The following is a 23,251-nucleotide window of genomic DNA, read 5'->3' on the forward strand; positions in this document are numbered from 1 at the left end:
TCTTCGTGGACGTCGGTCCCGTGGATGCCGGAACCGCGGTCAGCTCCCCCGCACCCCGGCTGCCGAGGCCGCGTCGCTGTCCGTCACGACCGTACCCCCGTCGGCCCGCACACTCAGCGCGCCGGTCATGATGGCCACCACTTCCGCCATGGAGTAGTCCGACGGCCTGATCACCGCCTCGCGCCTGCCGAGCCGGTGCACGTGGACGCGGTCGGCGATCTCGAAGACGTGCGGCATGTTGTGGCTGATGAGGATCACCGGGATGCCCTTGTCCCGGACCCGGCGGATGAGGTCGAGGACCTGCCCCGACTCCTTGACGCCCAGCGCGGCGGTCGGCTCGTCCATCACCACGACGCTGCGCGCCCAGGCGGCCGCGCGGGCCACCGCGACGGCCTGCCGCTGACCGCCGGAGAGGGTCTCCACCGGCTGCGCGAGCGAGCCGACACCGACCTTGAGCGCGGCCATGTGGGCGGCTGCCTCCCGGCGCATGGCCTTCTTGTCGAGCATGCGGAACACCGAGCCGAGCACACCGGGGCGGCGGATCTCGCGGCCGAGGAACATGTTGGAGGCGATGTCCATGGACGCCGCGACGGCGAGGTCCTGGTAGACCGTCTCGATCCCGTGGGCCCGCGCGTCCTGCGGCCCGCCGAACCGGATGGGCACTCCGTGCAGCCGGATCTCGCCGGCGTCCGGCACGAGGGCACCGGTGAGTGCCTTGATCAGGCTGGTCTTCCCGGCGCCGTTGTCGCCGATGACGGCCAGCACCTCGCCGGGCATCAGGTCGAAGTCGGCCTCGTCGATCGCCGTGACGTGCCCGTAGCGCTTGACCAGGCCGCGCGCGCTGAGGACGGGTTCGGGGGCGCCGCCCGGCGCGGGCTTCGCCGTCGGGGAGGCGGCGCTGCCGGGTCCGCCCGGCGCCGGGTCGTGGGAGGAGGCCGGGCCGGTCATCGGGTCCCCTTTCGCGAGAGCTGGTCGACGGTCACCGCGAGGATGACGAGGACGCCGGTGACCAGCGTCTGGTAGACGGACGAGACACCCATCAACTGGAGGCCGTTGCGGAAGACACCGACGATGAGGACGCCGACGAAGGTGCCGAGCACCGTGCCGCGCCCGCCGAACAGGCTGGTGCCGCCGAGCACGACCGCGGTGATGCTGTCGAGGTTGTCGGTCTGGCCCGCCTGCGGGTCGCCGACGCCGGTCCGCGACACCAGGAGCAGGGCCGCGACACCGTAGACCAGGCCGGCCACCGCGTAGACGCCGACGGTGAGGCGGGACACGCGGATGCCGCTGAGGCGGGCGCTCTCGGCACTGTTGCCGAGAGCGTAGACGTGGCGGCCCCACGCGGTGCTGCTGAGCGCGTAGGCGAATCCCAGGAACAGCGCGACGGTGACCAGCGACCCGTAGGTGACATCGGTCCGGCCGAGGGGGAAGGTCCTGCCGAGCACGGTCAGCGGTCCGGGCAGGCCCGTGACCGTCTGCTCGGCGGAGTAGATGTGGGTCAGGGCGAAGGCGACGTTGAGCATGCCGAGCGTCACGATGAACGGCGGCAGCGGCACCGCCCGCACCAGCAGGCCGTTGACGAGCCCGAAGACGCCGCAGGCCAGGATGCCGATCACGATGGCGAGCACCGGCGGCAGCGGCCCCTGGACCGCGAGCTTGGCGATCAGGATGCCGCCAAAGGCCATCACCGCGCCGCAGGACAGGTCGATGCCCGCGGTGAGGATGATGAGCGTCTGGCCGATGGCGAGCGTGCCCACCACCATGACCTGCTGGAGGATCAGCGAGAAGTTCCCGCCGGACAGGAACTGGTCGGTCGACACCGAGAAGAACACGGACGCGATGACGAGGGCCGCGAAGGGGCCCGCCGCGGGCGCCGTGAGCAGCCTGCGCAGTGCGGTCGGCTCGCCGGCGCCCACGGGGAGCGTGGTGGAAGTGGTCAACGTGCTCAGCCCCAGCAGTTCTCGAGGCCGAAGGCGGTGTCCTTGGCGTCGGCACCGGCCTGGGGCTTGTCGGTGATGAGGGTGACCCCGGTGTCGGTGTAACCGCTGCTCTTCTTGCCGTCCTTGGCGAACGCGGCGACCGCCTTGACGCCGTCGGCGGCCATCTTCAGCGGGTACTGCTGCGACGTGGCGGCGATCTTGCCGTCCTTGACGGCCTGGACGCCGGTGCAGCCGCCGTCGATCGCGACGATCATCACGTCCTTCTCGCGGCCCTTGGCCTTGATGGCCGTGTACGCGCCGAGCGCGGCGGGCTCGTTGATCGCGTAGACGAGGTTGATGTCCGGCGCCTTCTGCAGGCAGGTCTCCATGGCGGTCTGGCCCTTGGCCTGGTCGCCGCCGGTGTCCTGGGAGCAGACGATCGAGGGGTCGGAGGCGTCGATGCCGAAGCCCTTCACGAACCCGTCGTGGCGCTGCACACCGACGGACACACCGGGGGCGAGGTCCAGGGTGGCGATCTTCACCGGCTTGCCGGACATCGCGGCCTTGGCGTACGCGCCGATCAGCTCGCCCGCCTTCACGTTGTCGGTGGCGAACAGCGCGTCGGCGGCGTCCTGCGGCTCGGGCGGGGTGTCGAGCGCGATGACCAGCACGCCCTTGGCGCGCGCCTTCGCGATCGCGGGGACGATGGCCTTGGAGTCGTTGGGGGTGATGAGCACGCCCTTGACCCCGGCGGCGACCATGTTCTCCAGCGCGGTGACCTGGCTCGCGTTGTCGCCGTCGAACTTGCCCGCCGCGGTGGTCAGTTCGATGTTCTCGCTCTTGGCGGCCTCCTCGGCGCCCTGCTTCATCTTCACGAAGTACGGGTTGGTGTCGGTCTTGGTGATGAGGCCGACCTTCACCTTGCCCCCGGACGGGGAGCTGCCGCCGGAACCGGACCCGCACGCCGCGAGGGACAGGGCGAGGCCGGCGGCGCCGATGACGAGGACCGGGCGGGCTCTACGGGACATGTGCGACTCCTGGGGGAAGCAGTGAGCGGGGGACGTCCGAGCGGTGCCGGGCGTCGGGGAACGCGACGCCGGAGGCAATGCCATCGTTGACATATGTCATCGTTGACACTGCCTGCGGAGGATGATGGACTCCCGCTCCGGCAACGTCAATGCCCTCTGCAGAACACGAGTTGGCAACGGCCGGAGCGCCGCGAGCGGGTCGACGCCCGGCACTCGGGGCCGCTCCGGCCGCAGGTTCCGCACCCCACCTGGAGGAATTCCGCATGCAGTCGCGTCAGGTCACCGTGCTGGGAGAGTGCGTCGCCGATGTCTTCGCGGACGCCCGGTCCGGCCCACCGCACCCCGGCGGTCAGGACCGGGCGGGCGCTGTCGCCGGGGACCCCGCCCAAGGGCTGCGTCTGCACGCCCTGCCCGGCGGCGGGCCGGCCAACACCGCTGCCGGGCTGGCCCGGCTCGGCACACCCACCCGGTTGCTGGCGCGGCTGTCGGGCGATGTCTTCGGCCGGTTGTTCCGCGCCCATCTCCTGCATTCGGGCGTCGATCTGACGGATGCCCCGGTCGCGGCGGAGCCCAGCACCCTGGCGGTCGCCGACATCGACGCCACAGGTCAGGCCACGTACAGCTTCCACGCCGAGGGCACCGCGGACTGGCAGTGGACGAGGGCCGAACTGGACCGGGCCGGCCTGGGCGACGCGGTCTGTGTGCACTCCGGTTCACTCGCGCTGGCCCGCGAACCGGGAGGCCCGCTGCTGGAGGAGTTCCTGGCCGCGGCGAGACCGCGGGCGACGGTGAGCATCGATCCCAACGTCCGCCCCGCGCTGGTCGATCCGGCGGTCTACCGGCGCCGGCTGCCGGGCTGGTGCGCGGTGGCGGACATCCTGCGGCTGAGCGAGGACGACCTGCGGGTCCTGGCCCCTGGCACCGGGGTGGAGGAGGCGTGCGCGAGCCTGCACGCGGCGGGGGCGCGGCTGGTGGTGATCACGCGCGGTGCGCACGGAGCCTTCGCCTCGCTCGACGGGCGGACCGTCTCCGTACCCGGGGTGCCCACACACGTCGTCGACACAGTCGGGGCGGGGGACTCGTTCACCGCGGGGCTGCTGCACTTCCTCGGCGAGCGGGAGCTGCTGGGCGGCCGACTGGAGGACCTGCGGCTGTCCGACGTCACGGCGGCCTGCGCGTTCGCGGTGCACGTGGCGGCGCTGACCTGCGCCGTGGCCGGCCCCAACCCGCCGTGGGCCCGTCAAGTGGCGTCGATCCACGGGGGGATGAGCACCCCAGCCGACAGCCCCGGGCAGCGGAACCCATCCGGTCCGAGGCGTTGACGGGCCCCCAGCCGGGGCCCATCATCGGTCATCGATCGGATGTCAGCGATGACATGTGTCAACGATGACACTCACAGCGACGTCAAGAGAGCTGGTTCACATGCGTCGAAGAGTCGGGGCCCTGCTGGCCGCCCTGATCGCGGGCCTGGCCGCGCTCCTCCTGCCGAACACGCCCGCGGTCGCCGGGACCGTCTCGGACTACCCCGAGTTCCCCTATCCGGCGACCACGTACAGCGAGCCGTTCCGCGGCCAGTTCCACTTCAGCTCGCAGTCGGGCTGGATGAACGACCCCAACGGCCTGGTCTACGCGAACGGCCTCTACCACTTCTTCTACCAGCACAATCCGCACGGCCTGGCCTGGGACACCATGCACTGGGGCCACGCCACCAGCCCCGACCTGGTGCACTGGACGCAGAAGCCGATCGCCCTGGAACCGGGTGTGCACCCCGGGACGCTCTTCTCCGGGGGCGGCGTCGTCGACAAGGACAACACCTCGGGCCTGAAGACCGGATCACTCGACCCGATCGTGGTGTTCTCCAACACCGACGGCGTGAGCATCTTCTACAGCAACGACAACGGCCGGACCTTCCAGGCGTACGACAAGGGCCGCAAGCAGATCGAGATCCCCGACGAGAGCCGCGACCCGAAGGTGATCTGGGACGCGGCACGCCACCGCTGGACCATGGTCGTCTGGTCCAACCAGGGCGGGAACGGCGTGAACCTCTACACCTCGCCGAACCTCCTGGACTGGACCCTCGCCAGCCGCTACCAGGCGCCCTGGCTCTTCGAGTGCCCCGACTTCTACCCGCTGCCCCTGGACGGCAAGAGCAACCAGCAGAAGTGGGTGCTGACCTCCGCCTCCAGCCAGTACGTCGTCGGCAGCTTCGACGGCACGACCTTCCGCACCGACTGGACCCAGCCCCAGCAGATGGACCTGGGCACCACGTACGCGGGCGGCAGCTTCTACGCCGCCGAGACGTTCACCAACACCCCCGACGGCCGCACGGTGCAGATGGCCTGGCAGGGCGGCAACCGCGGCAGCACCTGGACCGGCAACGCGACCTTCCCGGTGACCCTGGCCCTGGTCAGCACCCCGGACGGACCGCGGATCACCCGCACTCCGGTGGCCGAGCTCTCCTCGCTCGCCTCGGAGACCGAGACCTGGAAGAACGACACCGTCAAGGCACCCAAGGAGCCCAAGCCGGGCAAGGAGCCCAAGGCGGCCGACAACCCCTTCGAGGGCATCAAGGCCGACACCTACGAGATCACCGCCCAGTTCGACGTGAAGAACTCGACCGCGACCCGGTTCGGCTTCGACCTGCACAGCCGCAGTGACGGGACCGCCGACCGCAGCGTGGTGTACGACACCGCCGCACAGACGCTGCAGGGCAAGCCCCTCAAGCCCAGGGACGGCAAGGTCACCATGCGACTGCTGGTGGACCGCGGCCAGTTGGAGATCTTCGCCGACGGCGGGCTGTACTCGCTGTCCGACAACGTCGACTTCGACTCCGCGGCCGACAGCCAGGGCATCCGGCTCTTCGCCACCGGCGGCAAGGTGAAGCTCGACAACGCGACCTTCACCCGCCTCAACACCAGCTGGGGGACGGCCCAGTCCACCCTGGAGAGCAACCTGAAGGGCCCCTGGCACGCCGCCGGCGGCGCCTGGACCGACGTCAGCGGCGGCAAGCGCGCCTCCACCAGCGGCGACGGCTTCTACCTGAGCGCGAGCAGCGGCGGCGACGCCGTCTACCAGGGCGACATCACCCTGGACACCGCGCGCGCCGGCGGTCTGACCTTCCGCGCGACCGCCGCGGGCGCCGGCTACACGGCGACGCTCGACACGAGTGGTGTGCTCAAACTGTGGCGCCCCGGCAAGGACATCGCCGTCAAGGCCCTGCCGGTCAGCACCGGCCGCACCTACCACCTGACGGTCCGGACCGACGGCCCCCGCATCCGGGTCTGGGTCGACAACGGCGCGGACCCGGCCATCGACGCCACCGACGCCACGTACACCACCGGCCTGTTCGGGGTGAACGTCTACAACGGCAACGCGACCGTGCAGAACCTGAACACCGGACCGGGCGGCTTCACCGCCTTCCCCGCCGGCCGGTGGACCCCGCGCGGCGGCACCTGGACGGTCACCCCGGCCGGCCTGAACGGCAGCGCGCCGCAGAACGGCTTCTACCTCAGCGACCGCACGGGCGGCGACTTCACCTACGAGGGCGACCTGTCCGTCACCAACGGCACGGCGACCGGCCTGACCTTCCGGGCCGGGAGCGACGGTACCGGGTACACGGCGAACATCGACACCAGTGCCGGTGTGGTCAAACTGTGGCGCCCGGGCCGGGACATTGCGACGTACGCCACGGCGATCACCGAGGGCCGCACCTACCACCTGAAGGTGCGCACCGACGGCAGCCGCATCCGCGTGTGGTTCGGCAACAAGGCCGATCCCGTCATCGACGCCACGGACGACGCCTACACCAGCGGCCTGTTCGGGGTGAACACCTTCGCGGCGAACAGCGTCGCGCAGAACCTCGCCGTCAGCTGACAGCAGGTCAGAAACACGCGGAACCCGGGGCCGGCCGGCGGGCCGGCCCCGGGTTTCCCATGCCCGGCCGCAGGCGCGACTTTCCCACGTTGGAAAACGCCGCGGGAAAACCGGCACCCGACGCGAGGGACGATGCCGGTACACCCATCCGATCTGCGGATTCGCCATCGTGCAGGGCGAGTTGACGGTCCCAGAGACCTCATGAGCCTCTCCGGCACCACCTCGACGCGAGGTCTGGACACGGCGGCACGGCACTGCTTTCATTCTCACCGCGTCCAGATTTCCAACGTTGTACAAGCGCGTTTCCGGCGTACACCCTTCTTCGCACCAGGCGCCACACCCCCTTGACCAGCACTTCCCTCCAGGCGTGGACGACGCCCCTCACGGAAGGTGCAAGCGTGAGTCCTGGCAGACGACGTACCACTTGGCTCGGGCGCTTTGCCGCCCTGCTCCCGCTCCTCCTCGGCGCGGCGCTGATGGCGCCGCCCCCCGCCGCGGCCCGGCCCACCGTCACGGACGCCCCGCCCGCCGCGGCCGACACCGGCCTGCGCGGCGACTACTACCGCATGACCAGCGGCACCGCGCTGGACTTCGCGCAGTACACGGGCACGCGGATCGACAGTTCGCTCCACGTCGACGACCTGCTGCCCACCCTGCGCACGTACGCGGGCACCACCGACAACGTCGCGGTCCGCTGGACGGGCCGGCTGGACGTACCCGCCGACGGCACGTACACCTTCTACATCAAGGGCGACAACGGCTTCCGCCTGTCCCTCGACGGTGCGAGCGTGATCGACCACTGGACGACCGACTGGGACGTGCAGACCACCTCGCAGCCGATCACCCTCACCGCCGGCCTCCACGACCTCGCGATGGACTACAACCAGGGCAACGGCGGTGCCTACCTGCACACCGAGTGGTCCGGCCCCGGCTTCGACCGCCGGCCCGTGCCCGACACGGCCCTGCACCTGCCCACCGGCTTCGCCCCGGCCGACGCCGAGGCGTCCGTCGACAAAACCGGCCGCGTCGCCACCGTCGACCTCGGCTCCCGCGTGACCGCCATGCCCGCCGACGCCGCCTCCCACCTGGCGCTGCTGTCCGGCGGCACCCGATGGTCGGCCACGGTGACCAAGGACCCCGAGCACCCCTCGCGGCTGCTGCTGCGTCCCGGGAAGTCCGACTCCCCGGTCGCCCTGAAGGCCGACGTGCGGATCAGCTACGACGGCAAGGGCGGCATCACCACCGCGGACGGCGCCACCGGCCCCTTCTCCGTCGTCGCGCGGAACGACTCCACCTGGTACTTCGCCACGAAGTGGGCCAAGGACGTGTCCCGGTCCCACCCGCTGCCGGACTACCCGCGGCCCCAGCTGACCCGCAAGCAGTGGAAGAACCTCAACGGGACCTGGGAGTTCCAGCCGACCGAGCAGGACGCGGCGCTCCCCCGGGGCCCGCTCAGCGACTCCATCGTGGTCCCCTACCCGATGGAGTCGGGCCTGTCCGGCGTGGCCCGGCACCACGACTGGTCGCTGTACCAGCGCACCTTCACCGTGCCCGACGGCTGGAGGATCCGCTCCGGCAACCGGTTGAACCTCAACTTCGGTGCGGTGGACTACGAGGCCTGGGTGTACGTCAACGGCCGGCAGGTCGCCCACCACACCGGCGGCTACCAGGCGTTCACCGCCGACGTCACCGACGCCCTGGCCGGGCACGGCGCGCAGGAGCTGACGGTCAAGGTCCGCGACACCACCGACGACCGCTACGCGCTGGGCAAGCAGTCCCGCAACCCCAGCGGCATCTGGTACACGCCGAGTTCGGGCATCTGGCAGACGGTGTGGATGGAGCCCGTCCCCGAGGCGGCCGTCGACTCGCTGGTGCTGACCCCGAACCTCGCGGACTCCTCGCTCGCGGTCACGGTACGCTCCGGCGCAGGCACCTCGCCCGGGGCCCAGGTCACCGCCACCGCCTATACCCGCGACGGCCGCAAGGCCGGCTCGGTGACGGGCACGGCGGGCGCGGCGCTGCGGCTGCCGATCGCGCACGCCCGGCTGTGGAGCCCGGACGACCCGTACCTGTACGACCTCGACGTCACCCTCACCGACGGCCGCAGCAAGGACCGCGTCGGCTCCTACTTCGGGATGCGGTCGATCGAGGTGGCCCCGGCCGGCGGCACGAACCGGATCAAGCTCAACGGCAAGCCCGTCTTCGTACTCGCCACCCTCGACCAGGGGTTCTGGCCGGACGGCCTCTACACCGCGCCGACCGACGACGCCCTCAAGTCCGACCTCGTGCAGCACAAGAAGCTCGGCTTCAACGCGGTCCGCAAGCACATCAAGGTCGAGCCCGCCCGCTGGTACTACTGGGCGGACCGGCTGGGCCTGATGGTCTGGCAGGACATGCCCAGCCGGGGCACGGCCGCCGCGGGTACCCCGGAGACCGAGGCCTTCGTCGACCAGGTCCACCAGATCGTCGACCAGCACATCAGCGCCCCGTCCGTGGTGATGTGGACGCTGATGAACGAGGGCTGGGGCGAGTGGAGCAAGGAGGCGACCGGCCAACTCGCCGACTCGGTGAAGCAGCAGGACCCCTCGCGTCTGGTCGACGCCCACTCCGGCGTCAACTGCTGTGCCTCCAAGGGTGATTCGGGTCGCGGTGACCTGATCGACTTCCACGACTACCACGGCCCGGCCACCCCCGCGCCCGACGCCGGCCGCGCCGCGGTCGACGGGGAGCACGGCGGCTACTCGTACCTGGTGCCCGGGCACGTCCTGGGTGTCGCGGGCGGCCAGGACTACGGCGACGCCGCACACAGCAAGGAGGAACTGACCGCGGCCTACGTGGAGAACACCCGCAGACTGCTCCGCCCGGCCGCGTGCGGCCTGTCCGGATCGGTCTACACGGAGATCACGGACGTGGAGGGCGAACTCAACGGCCTGGTCACCTACGACCGTGCGGTGGTGAAGGTGGACCCGGCGCAGGTGCGGGACATCAACCGCCAGGTCATCGCGGCGGGCGCCGCCGCCGGCGGGACCCAGGTCCCACCGGGCACACCCGGGCAGCGGGGTGTCTCCTGGTGGCCGCTGCACGAGGGGTCCGGCACGGTGGCGAAGGACGTCGCCGGCTCCCACGACGGGACCCTGAACGGCGGCACGAGCTGGACGACCGGCCCCCACGGCGGCGCCCTGCAACTGGACGGGCGGACCGGCTTCGTCGACACCGGCGCCCCGGTGCTGGACACCGACGGGGCCGACTACTCCGTCGCCGCCTGGGTCCGGCTGGACGACAAGGGGCACTTCAGCACCGCGGTGTCCCTGGACGGCACCTCCAACAGCGCCTTCTACCTGCAGTACTCGCAGGCCGACCGGCGGTTCGCGTTCAGCTTCGCAGGCAGCCGGGCGCTGGCGAACACCATCGGCGAGCCGGTGGCCGGCCGCTGGTACCACCTGGTGGGCAGCTACAGCCACGGTGACGGCCAGCTGCGGGTCTACGTCGACGGCAGCCAGGCCGGTTCGGCGCGGGCCTGCAACGCCGAGGGGCCCTCGGGCCACCTGGTGATCGGCCGCGGCAAGTACGGCGGCAACCTCGTCGACTACTGGGGCGGAGCGATCGCCGACGTCCACGCCTACGACCGCGCCCTGAGCGCGGCCGAGGTCGCGACGCTGGCGGCCGGCGAACCCGCGGCGCCGGCGACGAGCCGCTGAGCACCGGCGGCCCGCCCCGCTCACGGGGGCGGGGCGGACCGCCTCCCCCGGGCTCCTCGTGGGCCCCGCACTCCCCTGATCAGGTCGCACACCGCTCTACGAGGAGTTGAACGTACATGAGCACCTCCCGTACCACCCGCATGATGGCCGTCGTGTGCCTCACCGCCGCGGCCGCCCTGACCGCCACGTCCTGCGCCAAGCAGGAGGACTCCGGCGCCGCCTCCCCCAGCTCCTCCGAGGGCGCCCAGGTCGTCCAGTCCCCGACCGCCACCGCGGCCGCCGGTGACGGCTGCACGCTCCAGGCCTACGGCGCGACCGAGCTCGACCTGAAGAACACGGTCGTCGGCTTCTCGCAGTCCGAGAAGGAGGCGAACCCCTTCCGCATCGCGGAGACGCAGTCCATCAAGGACGAGGCGGCCAAGCTCGGCGTGAAGAAGCTCCTCACCACCAACGCCCAGTCCCAACTGCCCAAGCAGATCAGCGACATCCAGGACATGCTCGCCCAGGGCGCGCAGCTGCTGATCGTCGCCCCGCTCAACTCGGACGGACTGGAGCCCGCGCTGCAGGCCGCGGCCGCCAAGCACGTCCCGGTGATCACCATCGACCGCAAGATCAACGCCACCGCGTGCAAGGACTACGTGGCCTTCCTCGGCTCGGACTTCGTGGAGCAGGGCAAGCGCGCGGCCGACCAGATGATCGACGTCACCGGCGGCAAGGGCAAGGTGGCGATCCTGCTCGGCGCCTCCGGCAACAACGTCACCACGGACCGCACCAAGGGCTTCGTCGACCAACTCGCCGCCAAGGCGCCCGGTCTGAAGATCGTGGCCCAGCAGACCGGCGAGTTCGCCCGCGACAAGGGCCAGCAGGTGATGGAGCAGCTGATCCAGTCCAACCCCGACATCACCGCGGTCTACGCGGAGAACGACGAGATGGGCCTCGGCGCGGTCACCGCGCTCAAGGCGGCCGGGAAGAAGCCCGGCAAGGACGTCAAGATCGTGTCCATCGACGGCACGCGCAACGCAGTGCAGGCACTGGCCAACGGGCAGTACAACGGCGTCATCGAGTCCAACCCGCGCTTCGGGCCGCTCGCCTTCGCCACGGCGCAGAAGTTCTTCGGCGGCGAGGCCATCCCGGAGGACGTGATCATCTCGGACCGGTCCTACGACGCCTCCAACGCGAAGGACTCGCTGGCCGGGGCGTACTGAGTCCGCCGTCGGGCCGCCCGGCCGGACCGGCAGGGCGGCCGTGCCCCTCACCACTCCCCCCGAGGCCCGACCCACCGCATCGCGAATCCCTGGAAGGCCCCCTATGGCACCCCCCGAAGCGGCAGCCGCCGCACCGCCCCCGGAGCCGGGCAGTCCCAGCGCCCCTGCGGTGCTGGAGGCGCTCGGTGTCGGCAAGCGCTTCCCCGGCGTGGTGGCGCTCGACGACGTGACCCTCACCCTGCGGCGCGGCGAGATCCACGCGCTGGTCGGCGAGAACGGCGCCGGCAAGTCCACTCTGATCAAGGTACTCACCGGCGTGCACCGCCCCGACAGCGGCGAACTGCGGCTCGACGGAAGTCCCGTCGCGTTCGCCCGGCCCGTCGACGCCCAGCAGGCCGGCGTCACGACGATCTACCAGGAGGTCAACCTCGTCCCGCTGATGAGCGTGGCCCGCAACATCTTCCTGGGCCGTGAGCCGAAGAACCGCTTCGGCCTGATCGACTTCCCCCGCATGCACCGCGAGGCGGCCGCGCTCATGGCGGGCTTCGGTGTCACCGCCGACGTCCGCAGGCCGCTCGACAGCCTCGGTGTCGGCACCCAGCAGATGGTGGCGCTGGCGCGCGCGGTGTCGGTGCGGGCGAAGGTCGTGGTGATGGACGAGCCGACCTCCGCGCTGGAACCGCGCGAGGTAGAGACGCTCTTCCGGGTCGTCGAGGAACTGCACAGCCGCGACATCGCCATCCTCTACGTCAGCCACCGGATCGAGGAGCTGTACCGGATCTGCGACCGGGTCACCGTCCTGCGGGACGGGCGCCTGGTGCACACCGGCGACCTCGCCGGGCTGGAACGGATGCAGCTGGTCGCCATGATGCTCGGCCGCGAGGTCGCCGAGGTGCGCCGGCACGGCAGGACCGGCTTCGGCGAGTCCCACCGGCCCGACCGCAAGCCGGTGCTGACGGCCGAGGCACTGAGCCGCCGTCATGTACTGGACGACGTGTCGCTGGAACTGCACCCCGGAGAGGTGCTGGGCCTGGGCGGCCTGCTCGGCTCCGGGCGCAGCGAGACCGCCAAGGCACTGGCCGGGGCACTGCCGCTGGACTCCGGCTCCGTCACGGTGGCCGGCCGGCGGCTCGGCCGTCCCTCCCCCGCCGCCGCGATCCGGGCGGGTGTCGGTCTGCTGCCGGAGGACCGCAAGGCAGAAGGCGTGATCCCCGGCCTGTCGGTGCGGGAGAACATCGTGCTGGCCGCCATGCCGCGGCTGTCGCGGGCCGGGGTGGTGTCCCGGGCCCGGCAGGACCGCGTCGTCGACGTCTTCATGAAACGGCTGCGCATCAAGGCGTCGAGCCCCGAGCAGAAGGTCGGCGAACTCTCCGGCGGCAACCAGCAGAAGGTGCTGCTGGCCCGCTGGCTGTGCCTGGAGCCGAAGGTGCTGCTGCTGGACGAACCCACCCGGGGCATCGACGTCGGCGCCAAGGCCGAGGTGCAGGCGCTGGTGGACGAACTCGCGCAGGAGGGGCTCGCGGTGCTGCTGATCTCCTCCGACATCGAGGAGCTGGTGGAGGGCGCCGACCGTCTGGTGGTGCTGCGCAGCGGCGCGGTGGCCGGGGAACTGACCGGCGAGCAGGTCGGCGAGGGAGAACTGCTGGAGGTGCTCGCGGCCCACGGAACGGCCGCGAAGGAGACCTCCGGGACCGGCGAGGAGGAGGAGCGCGATGACTGAGCTCTCCCCGGCCGTGCGGCGGGGCGCGCTCCGGCTCCCCGCCCCGGCCTGGTTCCAGACGTACGGGGTGTACGCGGCGGTGGCGGTGCTCGTGCTGTTCAACGCCGTTTTCACCGACCACTTCCTGACGGCGGGCAACCTGCGCACCCAACTGGTGCAGGTGGCACCGGTGGTGATCGTCGCGCTGGGCATGGCCCTGGTGATCGGGACCGAGGGCGTCGACCTGTCGGTGGGCTCGGTGATGGCTCTCGCCACGGCCCTGCTGCCGCTGTACCTGGGGTACGGACTGCTGCCGGCGCTGCTGGTGGCGCTGGCCGCCGGTGCCGCGGTGGGCGCGGTCAACGGCACGCTGGTGGCGGTGGTGGGACTCCAGCCCATCGTGGCCACCCTGGCGCTGTTCGTGGGCGGCCGCGGGCTCGCCCTTGTCCTCGCCGACGGGCAGTTGAAGCAGATCGCCAATCCCGCCCTGCTGGGCCTGGGCACCGACGACGTGCTCGGCGTCCCCGTGGTCGTGCTGATCGCCGGCGTGCTGGCCGTGGTCGTCGCCGGTCTCGTCCACCGGACCACCTTCGGGCGCCAGTTGGTCGCTGTGGGCGGCAACCGGGCCGCCGCGGGTCTGGCCGGGCTGCCGGTCAAGCGCGTCCTGATCGGCGTCTACGTCCTCTGCGGCATCCTGGCGGCCCTGGCCGGGGTGCTCGCCACCGCGCGGCTGACGGCCAGTGACCCGTCCACCCTGGGTACCTTGATGGAGCTGTCCGCGATCACCGCGGTGGTGGTGGGCGGCACGCCGCTGACCGGCGGTTCCGTGCGGGTCCTGGGCACCGTCTTCGGCGCGCTGCTGATGCAGCTGCTCCGGGCCACGCTCGTCAAGCACGATCTTCCCGACTCCACCGCGCAGATGGCCCAGGCCGTCATCATCCTCGTCGCCGTCTACATCGCCCGGGAGCGCCGATCCCGATGAAGTCACTCGCCACGCCCCGCTCCGCCGGGGTGCTCCCCGAAGCACCCGGGCCGGCGGCGGCCCGCTCCGCCGACCGGCGGCGGCTCGCCGTACTCGTCCAACGGCAGGGCGTCCTGGCCGTCCTGCTGGCCGTCGTGGTCGTCTCCTCCTTCGTCTTCCCGTCGTTCGGCACGCTCGCCAACGCGCGGAACATCACCGTGCAGGCGTCGTTCCTCGCGGTGGTGGCGCTCGGCATGACGCTGGTCATCATCACCGGGGGCATCGACCTGTCGGTCGGGTCGGTGTTCGCGCTCGGCGGCGTCCTGGCCGCCTGGGCGTCGCAGTACGGGCTGCTTCCGGCGCTGCTGGTGCCGCTGGCCGTGTGCGGGCTGCTCGGCACGGTGCACGGCCTGCTGATCGCCAGGGCCGGCATGGCGCCGTTCATCGTGACGCTGGCCGGGCTGCTGGCCGCGCGCGGGCTGCTGCTGGCCCTGACCGACGAGGGCGCCACCACCTATCTCGTGCCGCGCGACTCGGTCTTCGCCGAACTCGGGCAGGGCACCGTGGGGGGCTTCGGTTATCCGGTGCTCATCGCGCTGGTGCTCTTCGCCGCCGGCGGACTGGTCCTCCAGCGCACGTCGTTCGGCCAGTCGCTGTTCGCCGTGGGCGGCAGCCCGGACGCGGCGACGCTGATGGGACTGCCGGTGGCCAGGACACGGGTGCTGGTCTACGCCGTCAGCGGGCTGCTGGCGGGCTTCGCCGGGGCGCTGAACGCCGCCCGCCTGTCCTCGGGGGTGACCATCATCGGCGTCGGCATGGAACTGGACGCGATCGCCGCGGTGGTCATCGGCGGCACCCTGCTGATCGGCGGCTCCGGTTCGGTCAGCGGCACCCTGTGGGGTGTGCTCATGCTGGCGGTGATCCAGAATCTGATCAACCAGATCGGCTCCCTCAACTCTTCCTACCAATCGGTGGTCAGCGGCGGGTTCCTGATCGTGGTCGTCGTGGCCCAGCGCTACCTCGCGCGGGGACCGCGCACCACATGACCGCGCCGGTGCCGCGGGGCCGGACGCGGCCCGGCGGCACCGGCCCCAACCGGAGGGAACGCCGTGGGCGTCAGCCTCAAGGACGTCGCGCAGCGCGCCGGCGTGTCCATCAAGACCGTGTCCAACGTCGTGAACGGCTATGCCCATGTCACCCCCGCGATGCGGGCGCGGGTCCAGCAGGCGATCGACGAACTCGGATACCGGCCCAACCTGACCGCCCGGCATCTCCGCAAGGGCCGCACGGGCATCATCGCCCTGGCCCTTCCGGAGCTCGGCAACCCGTACTTCGCGGAGCTGGCCGGCGCCGTGATCGACGCCGCCGCCCGCCACGACTACACCGTGCTGCTGGACCACACCTCCGGCGAGCGCAGGAAGGAGATCCTGGTCAGCCAGGGGTTCCGCGCCCATGTCATCGACGGCCTGATCCTCTCGCCGATCGAACTGGAGGCAGCGGACCTGCTGGCCCGCAGCGACACCGCGCCCCTGGTGCTGCTCGGCGAGCGGGAGTACGACGCCCCGCACGACCACATCGTCATCGACAACGTGGCCGCCGCCCGCAGCGCGGTACGCCATCTGACCGGCATGGGCCGGCAGCGGATCGCCTTCCTCGGCGCCCGCCGTGAGAGCGCGCGGCAACCCGCCCACCTGCGGCAGCGCGGCTGGCGCGAGGAACTGGCCGACTCCGGGCTCCCGCACGGGGACGACCTGGTGGCCACCGCCTCAGGCTACGGACGGGAGGACGGCGCGCAGGCGATGGCCGACCTGCTGGACCGCGGTTCGCGTCCGGACGCGGTCTTCGCGTACAACGACCTCCAGGCCATCGGCGCCCTGCGGGTCCTGACCACACGGGGGTTGCGGGTGCCGGAGGACATCGCCCTGGTCGGCTTCGACGACATCGAGGAGGGCCGCTACAGCGGCGTCACCCTGACCACGATCTCCCCCGACAAGAAGGCCATCGCGCGCCAGGCCGTCGAATGCCTCGTCGAGCGCCTCACCGGAACTCCGGACACGCCGCCCCGCCGCGTCCGGCCCGGCTTCGACCTGGTCGTCCGCGAGTCCACCCTCGGCCGCCGCTGAGGCCCGGTCACCGTCCGGCGGGGAAGTCCGCGCCGCGGGAGGCGGCTTCACGGGCGCGGAGCTCGCCGAGCGTGCCCTCCAAGTGGGAGGTCACGGCCTCGTAGCCGTCGGCTCCCAGGACCAGGCGACGCGGAGAGTCGTCCTCGTCGAGCGCGGCGACGACGGCGCGCACTCCCCGGTGGGGGTCGCCGGCCTGCCGGCCGTCCTGGTCGATCATGAACGTGCGCACCGACTCGATGAGGGGGACATAGGCGTCGACCGTCTCGTCGACGGGCTCGCCGGCGAATCCGGTGTAGGCGCGGGTGCGGAACGCGCCGGGTTCGACCGCGAGCACCTTGATGCCGAACGGAGCCACTTCCTGGCGCAGCACTTCGGTGAGTCCCTCGAGGGCGAACTTGACGGCGCTGTAGTAGCCGAATCCGGCCACGCCGCGCAGGCCCGCGATCGAGGACATGTTGACGACCGCTCCGCTGCGGCGCTCGCGCATCCCGGGCAGGACGGCGCGCAGGACCTCGGCGACGGCGAAGAAGTTCAGCTCGAAGGTCTTCCTGACGTCCGCGTCGGGCATTCCCTCCACCGATCCGTACCAGCCCCTGCCGGCGTTGTTGACCAGGACGTCGATTCCCCCGAAGCGTTCCTCGGCGGCCGCGACGGCGTCGTGGATCTGCCGCGCGTCGGTGACGTCGAGCGGCAGGACGAGCACCTTGTCGCCGTGCTCGCGGGCCCACTCCTCCAGCAGCTCGGGGCGGCGGGCGGTGAGGACGACGTTGTCGCCGTCCTCCAGGGCGACCTCCGCGTAGGCCATCCCGAAACCGCCGGGGGTACCGCCGGTGATGAACCAGGTCCTCAAGGTCGTTCCTCTCGCACGGGGCGGCGGCGGGCATCGTTCCGCGCAGGGCACAGCCCGCCCCCAGTCACTGCTAAAATGGAAGCACGTAACTTTGACTTTAGCAGTGACTCGGGAGAGTGTGGCGCCATGGCGAGCCGGATCCGGCTGGAGGACCGCGAGTGTCCGCTGTCGACGACCGTGCAGCACGTCGGGGAGTGGTGGACGCTGCTGATCCTCCACGACGCCTTCGACGGCTACACGCGCTTCGACCAGTTCCAGAAGAGCATGAACATCTCCACCAGCATGCTCACCACGCGGCTGAAGACCCTCGTCGCCGACGGACTGCTGGAGCGGCGCCCCTACCAGACCAATCCCGTGCGCCACGAGTACGTGCTGACCGAACGCGGCCGAACCCTGCGCCCCGTGGTCGTCGCCCTGGCCGCCTGGGGCAACCAGCACCTCGCGCCGGAGGAGCGCAGCATGATCCTGGTCGACGCCGAGACGGGCGAGGAGGCCGACCCGGTGGTCGTCGATGCCCGGACCGGCCGCAGGCTCGACGACAGCGCGGCCTTCGTGTTCACCGCGGGCCCGGCCGCGGGCGACCAGATGCGCGCCCGGTACACCGAACTGGAGCGTCGGCGCGGCGCGGACGACTGAGCGCGCCGCCTCCGCGCCACGGGGCGGCGGGGCCGGGGCGCACCTCGCGTCGCACCGGACCGCGCGGACGGCGCACGACCGCCCCTCAGACCGCACGCCAGCCCGTCCAGCGGTGCACCGAGATCGCGACGACAGGCCCGGCGGGCGGGTGGTCGGTGTACTGCCCGTACCGGGCGGTCAGCAGGGCGACCCGCCGGGCCGCCTCGGGCGAGTCCGCGGACGGCGGGAGGACGCGGGCCTCGCCGTCCGCGCGGGCCCACCACAGCAGATCCCAGTTCTCGTCGTAGTGGTCGACGAGCAGGCAGACCGCCGGGTTGGCGGCGATGTTGGCCAGGCGCTTCAGCCGCGCCGTCCGCTTGGGCTTGTGGTCCACCGCCAGGCTCACCGAGTCGCCGTCGAGGGCGAAGACCACCGGCACCAGATGCGGGCGGCCCGCCGCGTCGGCCGTCGCCAGACGGGCCACGCGTGCCGCGGTGAACCGCTCCCGCACCTGCGCGGCCGTCAGTTCGGGCACAGGGCACTCACCGGTACCGGCCGGCGAGGTCGGCCAGCCGGTCCAGGTGCGCGAGCGAGTCCCGCTCGGGCAGCGTCGGCAGGTTGAACAGCACCCGTTCCACGCCGAGAGCGAGGTAGCCCTCGACCTGCGCGGCGTCGCCGGGCACCCCGTAGACCGTCACCGGCACCTGCCGCCCCGCGACGGAGCGCAGCTTCTCCAGGGACGCGGACAGCCTCTCCGGAGTCGTGTCGTTCGCCAGCCAGGCGTCGCCGAACCGGGCGACCCGGTGGAAGCCGCCCTCGCCGCCGCCCACGTAGATCGGCGGATGCGGGCGCTGTACCGGCTTGGGCCAGGCGAAGGCGGGGTCGAAGTCCACGAACTCGCCGTGGAACTCCGCCTTCTCCGCGGTCCACAACTGCAGGATGGCGCCGAGCCTCTCGTCGGTGAGCGGGCCCCGCGTCCGGGGATCGGTGCCGTGGTCCCGCATCTCCTCGCGGTTCCACCCGATGCCGACGCCGAGGACCGCCCTGCCGCCGGACACCAGGTCCAGCGTGGCGACCTCCTTCGCCGTGTGGAACGGGTCGCGCTGCGGGATCAGTGCGATGCCGGTGCCCAGCAGCAGGCGCTCGGTGACGGTCGCGATCACGGCGAGGGCGACGAAGGGGTCGAGCGTCCGGTAGTACATCTCGGGCAGTTCACCGCCGCCCGGGTACGGGGACTCGCGCTTCACGGGGATGTGACTGTGCTCCGCGATGAACAGCGAGTCGAACGCGCGCTCCTCCAGCGCGGCCCCGAGCGGGGCGGGGCGGATGCCCTGGTCGGTGATGAACGTCGACACTCCGAATTTCACGACGGCTCCGTCGGGTGGAAGGGAACGGGTGACGGCTGCCACCGAACGTGCTGACTACCCGCGCAGGCGGCCCACGAGCGCCGCACCACCCGTCAGGAGCATCGGCCACCACCCGTCAGGACGGCGAGCAGCGCGCGGAGGCCGGGGCCGTCATCCGTCGGAGGTGACGGCGAGCAGCGCCATGTCGTCGTTGCGCGGTCCGCCCACGTGCCGGTAGACATCGGTGACCAGCGCCCCCAGCAGTTCCGCCGGCTCGCCGAAGCCGACCCCGGTGAGGCGGGTCACCGGGTCGTAGAAGCTGCCGCGGGTGTCGCGCGCCTCGGTGACGCCGTCCGTGCACAGCAGCAGCGTCGAGCCCGCCGGGAACGGCACCCTGTCGACCACCACGGACCCCTTGTCGAGCCCCACACCGAGCGGCATGGCGTACCGCGAGGGATCGGCGGACCGCACCCCGCCCTCCGTGAGCAGCAGCGGCGCGGGATGGCCGAGGTTGACCAGCAGCACCTCCCGCGAGCCCCGGGGGAACTCCGCCAGCACCACCGTGGCGAACCACTCCAGCGCGTCCAGCCGTCCGCGCCGCACGATCTCCCGGCACAGGACACGGTGCATCTGGACGGCCACCGCGGCGAGTGTCGTCTCCTCCCCGGCGGCCATCCGGAAGATGCCGAGCACCAGCGTCGCGGCCTCGACGGCCTCCATGCCCTTGCCCCGGACATCCCCCACAACACACCGCAGCCCTCGGGGGGTGTCCTGCACCGCGTACAGGTCCCCGCCGATCCCGGCCTCCTCGTCGGCCGCCTCGTAGCGCGCGGCGATCCGCAACGGGCCCGCGCGCGTGGGTGGTTCGGGCAGCACCGCCCGCTGCACGGTCGCGGAGACGGACCGGGCCGAACGCAGGCGCACCTCCCGGGCGTGGAGCACCCGGTTGATCCACACGGCCACCACCGCGACCACCGCGACGGACAGCAGCTCGCTCATGCCGGCGAGCGTGGGCAGGTACCGGTAGCGGGCGATGATCGCCAGGTCGGCGGCGATCGCCCCCAGGCCCACCAGCATGGTCCCGTTCATCGACAGCACCAGGGCGGCGAGCATCGGGGCGACGGAGTAGAACGCCGTACCGGTGTACTGGGCGGGGGTGAGGTAGTCCACCGCGGCGCCGCAGGCCAGGAGCGTCATCGGGAGCGCCCGGACGTACCGGGCCACGTCCTTGTGGCCGTCCGGGCTCCATGTGTCCGCCCTCCCCACGCGTCCTCCCGGGGTCCGTCCCACGACTGTCACCCCAGACTCCCCAAACGCGGCCCCGCCGGCCACCCCGCGCACTCTCCGGGGTGAATCGACACCCCGGAGAGTGCTCAGCGCAGGCGGAGGTACTCCAGCCCCTTCTCGCGCAGGGCGCGGTGCAGCCCGTCGTAGGCGGGCACACCGTCCAGGACGGACTTGGCGAGCTTGGCGACCACGGTGTAGTTGGTGTCCACCACGTTGCCGATCGGCGCCAGTCCTGCCTGGCTGACCAGCTGGTACGCGTCGAGCTGGTGCAGTCCGGTGAGGGACGCCGTCCAGCCGATCAGATCGTGCTGGCTGATCCGGTAGGCGTCCTCCAGCGGGCGCACCGACCCGGTCGACATGAGGAAGCGGTCGTCCTCCAGGCGCGGCCAGGCCGGCGCGCCGCCCTTGATCAGGTCGATCACGACCACGGTGTGCATCGCGGCCTCCACGGCAGTGCCGCAGACCTCGCCCTCACCCTGCCGGGCGTGGCCGTCGCCGATCGACAGCAGGGCCCCGGGCACATTGACGCCCAGGTAGAGGGTGGTGCCCGCGCGCATCTCGGGGGTGTCCATGTTCCCGCCGTGCGCACCGGGGGTGATGCTCATGATGACCTCGCCGGCCGCCGGCGCGACACCGACGGTGCCGTGCATCGGGTCCAGCGGCAGGTCGACGGTGTGGTCGGAGAACCGGGCCTGGAAGCGGCAGCTGTTGCGGTCGCGGTCGATGCCGTACCGCCAGACCACCTCCTGCAGCGGGTCGTGGAGCATCGCCGTGGAGTGGGTCGTGGTCAGCGCGCCGAAGTGCGGGAAGGTGGTGGACACCGCCCAGTCCCGCGCGGGCGCGATGTCGACGAAGTGCACGGCGAGGGTGTCGCCCGGCTCCGCGCCCTCGACGTGGATCGGGCCCGTGACGGGGTTGAGGTAGGGGAACTCGCACACCCTGCTCGGGAGGTCGTCCGCCCCCCGGACCCGGCCGCCGAAGCAGTCCTCGGTGAAGAGCTCCACGACCGTTCCGGGGCGCACCCGCAGCAGCGGCTCGCGGCCGCCGAAGGTGTAGGCGTACTGCTCGGGGTCGGGGTGGAGCGTCACGACGTCGATGTCACTCATGCGTGTCCGGCCTCCTCGGCCGCGGAGTTCTCGTTGGGCAGTTCGGGACGGCGGCCCGCGAGCAGCAGGCCGACCAGCAGGATCACACCGATCGCCAGCCAGAGGAAGCCGAGGCGCTGGGCGGCGACCTTGGCGTTGATCACGACGTAGGTGAGGATCGCGAAGCCTATCGCCGGCGCGACCAGGTGGCGCCACCAGTCCCGGCTGCCGCGGCGGACGACGTAGTGGACGACGACGGAGACATGGAGCACCAGGAAGGCCGTCATCGCACCGAAGTTGACCAGGGAACCGAGCAGAGTGATGCCGTCCGGCCGGGAGTTCATGTACAGGCCCAGCCCCAGCGAGACCACGGCGACGAGGAAGGTCGCGTTGACCGGGACCCGGCGGCGGACGTCGATCCTGGCGAGGAAGCCGGGCAGTTGGCGGTCGCGGGCCATCGCGAAGAGCAGCCGGGAGGTGGCCGCCTGGGCGACCAGGGAGTTGGCGAAGCCCCAGGCGATCGCGGTGGCCAGGGCGCTCAGCGTCCCCAGCCAGGCGCCCCCGGCCACGCGGGCGGCGTCGTAGAAGGCGGTGCCGTCCGGGTCGCCGTCGCTGATGAGCGTCTGCGGATGGGGCACGAGCATCGCCGCGACCCAGGTCTGCACGATGAACAGCACGCCGGCGAGCAGCAGCGCGGCGACCATCGACCGGCCGATCGCCTTGGCGGAGTCGCGGTTCTCCTCGGCCAGGGTCGAGATCCCGTCGAAGCCGAGGAAGCTGAGGACCGCGATCGACACCGCCCCGAAGACCAGGGACCACGAGAAGGTGTGGGCGTCGTAGAAGGCGTGGAAGCTGAAGCCGTTGCCCTTGCCCTGGGCGACCGCGACGACACCCACCACCAGGAAGATCGCGAGCACGACCAGTTCGGCGGCGAGCATGATCTTGTTGATCCTGGCGGTCATCTCGATGCCGAACCAGTTCACGACGGTGTTCAGCACCACGAAGCCGATCAGCCAGAGCCACACCGGCACCGAGGCGACCAGCGAGTTCATGGCGACGGCGGCGACCAGGTAGAGCAGCGCGGGCACCAGGATGTAGTCGAGCAGGATCATCCAGCCGGACAGGAAACCGAAGGGCGCGCCGATGCCCCGCCCCGCGTACGAGTACACCGACCCGGCCATCGGGAAGGCCCGCGACATCTGCGCGTACGAGTGCGCGGTGAACATCATCGCCAGCATGCCGACGGCGTACGCGAGGGCGACCATGCCGCCCGCGCCCTGGAAGACCCCGCCGAAGATGCCGAACGGCGCGATCGGCACCATGAAGACCAGGCCGTAGACCACCAGGTCCCAGAAGCCGAGCGACCTCGCCAACTGCTGTGTGTAGCCGTACGTCTCGAGTTCTTCCCCACCCCGTGCGCTGTTGCTCACGTCGCCTCCCCGGCGGCCGCGGTCCCGTGACTGGCGGGGTGATCTTAGGGGGCGTGCCGGGGACAGGGGAACGCCTGTGACAGAAGGAATCAGGCGGCCGTGCCGGTGCCGGCAGGACGAGCGGCGTCGGGG

Annotated in this window: 18 protein-coding genes; 9 read left to right on the forward strand and 9 right to left on the reverse strand. The window is 71.6% G+C overall.

Annotation, left to right across the window (positions count from 1 at the left end; translation table 11 throughout):
- Positions 1–39: 39 nt before the first annotated feature.
- The 3 genes from ACIP64_RS05045 to ACIP64_RS05055 are packed head-to-tail and all read right to left on the reverse strand — an operon-like array spanning position 40 to position 2,947.
- Entirely contained in the window at positions 40–948 is a 909-nt protein-coding gene (locus ACIP64_RS05045) for an ATP-binding cassette domain-containing protein (protein WP_401581968.1), read from the reverse strand.
- Positions 945–1,940, reverse strand: coding sequence for an ABC transporter permease (locus ACIP64_RS05050; protein ID WP_401581970.1), 996 nt, complete (start codon positions 1,938–1,940; stop codon positions 945–947). Before ACIP64_RS05050 ends, ACIP64_RS05045 begins: the two co-directional genes overlap by 4 nt.
- Before the next feature lie 5 nt (positions 1,941–1,945).
- Complete coding sequence (locus ACIP64_RS05055; RefSeq protein WP_401581973.1) at positions 1,946–2,947, reverse strand: sugar ABC transporter substrate-binding protein; 1,002 nt, start codon at positions 2,945–2,947, stop codon at positions 1,946–1,948.
- 263 nt (positions 2,948–3,210) lie between these two features.
- Between ACIP64_RS05055 and ACIP64_RS05060 the strand changes: the two genes are divergently transcribed.
- The 8 genes from ACIP64_RS05060 to ACIP64_RS05095 all read left to right on the forward strand — a co-directional run bounded on the left by ACIP64_RS05060 (position 3,211) and on the right by ACIP64_RS05095 (position 16,506).
- Positions 3,211–4,269, forward strand: coding sequence for a carbohydrate kinase (locus ACIP64_RS05060; protein WP_401581975.1), 1,059 nt, complete (start codon positions 3,211–3,213; stop codon positions 4,267–4,269).
- Between the two features lie 100 nt (positions 4,270–4,369).
- Positions 4,370–6,820 (forward strand): glycoside hydrolase family 32 protein, encoded by a 2,451-nt coding sequence (locus ACIP64_RS05065; protein ID WP_401581978.1) that lies wholly within the window; start codon positions 4,370–4,372, stop codon positions 6,818–6,820.
- A 398-nt stretch (positions 6,821–7,218) separates the two neighbouring features.
- Positions 7,219–10,518 carry a LamG-like jellyroll fold domain-containing protein gene (locus ACIP64_RS05070; RefSeq protein WP_401581980.1) on the forward strand — a complete coding sequence of 1,100 codons (3,300 nt, stop codon included), beginning with the start codon at positions 7,219–7,221 and terminating at the stop codon, positions 10,516–10,518.
- 116 nt (positions 10,519–10,634) lie between these two features.
- The gene (locus tag ACIP64_RS05075) at positions 10,635–11,723 is read left to right on the forward strand and encodes an ABC transporter substrate-binding protein (protein WP_401581983.1); all 1,089 of its coding nucleotides are present in this window, start codon (positions 10,635–10,637) and stop codon (positions 11,721–11,723) included.
- Between the two features lie 103 nt (positions 11,724–11,826).
- On the forward strand, positions 11,827–13,443 hold the full coding sequence (locus tag ACIP64_RS05080; protein WP_401581984.1) for a sugar ABC transporter ATP-binding protein: 1,617 nt from the start codon (positions 11,827–11,829) through the stop codon (positions 13,441–13,443).
- Positions 13,436–14,404: an ABC transporter permease gene (locus ACIP64_RS05085; protein WP_401581987.1), complete on the forward strand. Its 969-nt coding sequence runs from the start codon at positions 13,436–13,438 to the stop codon at positions 14,402–14,404. Before ACIP64_RS05080 ends, ACIP64_RS05085 begins: the two co-directional genes overlap by 8 nt.
- Positions 14,401–15,429, forward strand: a complete 1,029-nt coding sequence (locus ACIP64_RS05090; RefSeq protein WP_401581990.1) for an ABC transporter permease — start codon at positions 14,401–14,403, stop codon at positions 15,427–15,429. The genes ACIP64_RS05085 and ACIP64_RS05090 overlap by 4 nt, the downstream gene beginning before the upstream one ends.
- Before the next feature lie 63 nt (positions 15,430–15,492).
- Positions 15,493–16,506, forward strand: coding sequence for a LacI family DNA-binding transcriptional regulator (locus ACIP64_RS05095; RefSeq protein WP_401581992.1), 1,014 nt, complete (start codon positions 15,493–15,495; stop codon positions 16,504–16,506).
- 7 nt (positions 16,507–16,513) lie between these two features.
- Here ACIP64_RS05095 and ACIP64_RS05100 read toward each other — a convergent pair whose 3' ends face one another.
- The gene (locus ACIP64_RS05100; RefSeq protein WP_401581995.1) at positions 16,514–17,356 is read right to left on the reverse strand and encodes an SDR family NAD(P)-dependent oxidoreductase; all 843 of its coding nucleotides are present in this window, start codon (positions 17,354–17,356) and stop codon (positions 16,514–16,516) included.
- A 126-nt stretch (positions 17,357–17,482) separates the two neighbouring features.
- Here ACIP64_RS05100 and ACIP64_RS05105 point away from each other — a divergent pair, with 126 nt between their 5' ends.
- Complete coding sequence (locus tag ACIP64_RS05105) at positions 17,483–17,992, forward strand: winged helix-turn-helix transcriptional regulator (protein ID WP_401581997.1); 510 nt, start codon at positions 17,483–17,485, stop codon at positions 17,990–17,992.
- 85 nt (positions 17,993–18,077) lie between these two features.
- Here ACIP64_RS05105 and ACIP64_RS05110 read toward each other — a convergent pair whose 3' ends face one another.
- The 5 genes from ACIP64_RS05110 to ACIP64_RS05130 form a co-directional block, all read right to left on the reverse strand.
- Positions 18,078–18,506 (reverse strand): TIGR03668 family PPOX class F420-dependent oxidoreductase, encoded by a 429-nt coding sequence (locus ACIP64_RS05110; protein ID WP_401582000.1) that lies wholly within the window; start codon positions 18,504–18,506, stop codon positions 18,078–18,080.
- Between the two features lie 7 nt (positions 18,507–18,513).
- Positions 18,514–19,338 (reverse strand): LLM class F420-dependent oxidoreductase, encoded by an 825-nt coding sequence (locus ACIP64_RS05115; protein ID WP_401582003.1) that lies wholly within the window; start codon positions 19,336–19,338, stop codon positions 18,514–18,516.
- Positions 19,339–19,488: 150 nt separating this feature from the next.
- Entirely contained in the window at positions 19,489–20,583 is a 1,095-nt protein-coding gene (locus ACIP64_RS05120) for a PP2C family protein-serine/threonine phosphatase (protein WP_401582005.1), read from the reverse strand.
- Between the two features lie 107 nt (positions 20,584–20,690).
- Positions 20,691–21,710: an acetamidase/formamidase family protein gene (locus ACIP64_RS05125; protein WP_401582007.1), complete on the reverse strand. Its 1,020-nt coding sequence runs from the start codon at positions 21,708–21,710 to the stop codon at positions 20,691–20,693.
- Positions 21,707–23,119, reverse strand: a complete 1,413-nt coding sequence (locus ACIP64_RS05130) for an APC family permease (RefSeq protein ID WP_401582010.1) — start codon at positions 23,117–23,119, stop codon at positions 21,707–21,709. The genes ACIP64_RS05125 and ACIP64_RS05130 overlap by 4 nt, the downstream gene beginning before the upstream one ends.
- Between the last annotated feature and the right edge of the window lie 132 nt (positions 23,120–23,251).

Source organism: Streptomyces sp. NPDC088733, assembly GCF_044751185.1.
GTDB lineage: Bacteria > Actinomycetota > Actinomycetes > Streptomycetales > Streptomycetaceae > Actinacidiphila.

Excerpts from the sequence above, each read along its gene's own strand:
- ACIP64_RS05045 (WP_401581968.1), bottom strand. The coding sequence starts at position 948 with ATGACCGGCCCGGCCTCCTCCCACGACCCGGCGCCGGGCGGACCCGGC.
- ACIP64_RS05055 (WP_401581973.1), bottom strand. The coding sequence starts at position 2,947 with ATGTCCCGTAGAGCCCGCCCGGTCCTCGTCATCGGCGCCGCCGGCCTC.
- ACIP64_RS05060 (WP_401581975.1), top strand. The coding sequence starts at position 3,211 with ATGCAGTCGCGTCAGGTCACCGTGCTGGGAGAGTGCGTCGCCGATGTC.
- ACIP64_RS05065 (WP_401581978.1), top strand. The coding sequence starts at position 4,370 with ATGCGTCGAAGAGTCGGGGCCCTGCTGGCCGCCCTGATCGCGGGCCTG.
- ACIP64_RS05075 (WP_401581983.1), top strand. The coding sequence starts at position 10,635 with ATGAGCACCTCCCGTACCACCCGCATGATGGCCGTCGTGTGCCTCACC.
- ACIP64_RS05080 (WP_401581984.1), top strand. The coding sequence starts at position 11,827 with ATGGCACCCCCCGAAGCGGCAGCCGCCGCACCGCCCCCGGAGCCGGGC.
- ACIP64_RS05085 (WP_401581987.1), top strand. The coding sequence starts at position 13,436 with ATGACTGAGCTCTCCCCGGCCGTGCGGCGGGGCGCGCTCCGGCTCCCC.
- ACIP64_RS05090 (WP_401581990.1), top strand. The coding sequence starts at position 14,401 with ATGAAGTCACTCGCCACGCCCCGCTCCGCCGGGGTGCTCCCCGAAGCA.
- ACIP64_RS05105 (WP_401581997.1), top strand. The coding sequence starts at position 17,483 with ATGGCGAGCCGGATCCGGCTGGAGGACCGCGAGTGTCCGCTGTCGACG.
- ACIP64_RS05125 (WP_401582007.1), bottom strand. The coding sequence starts at position 21,710 with ATGAGTGACATCGACGTCGTGACGCTCCACCCCGACCCCGAGCAGTAC.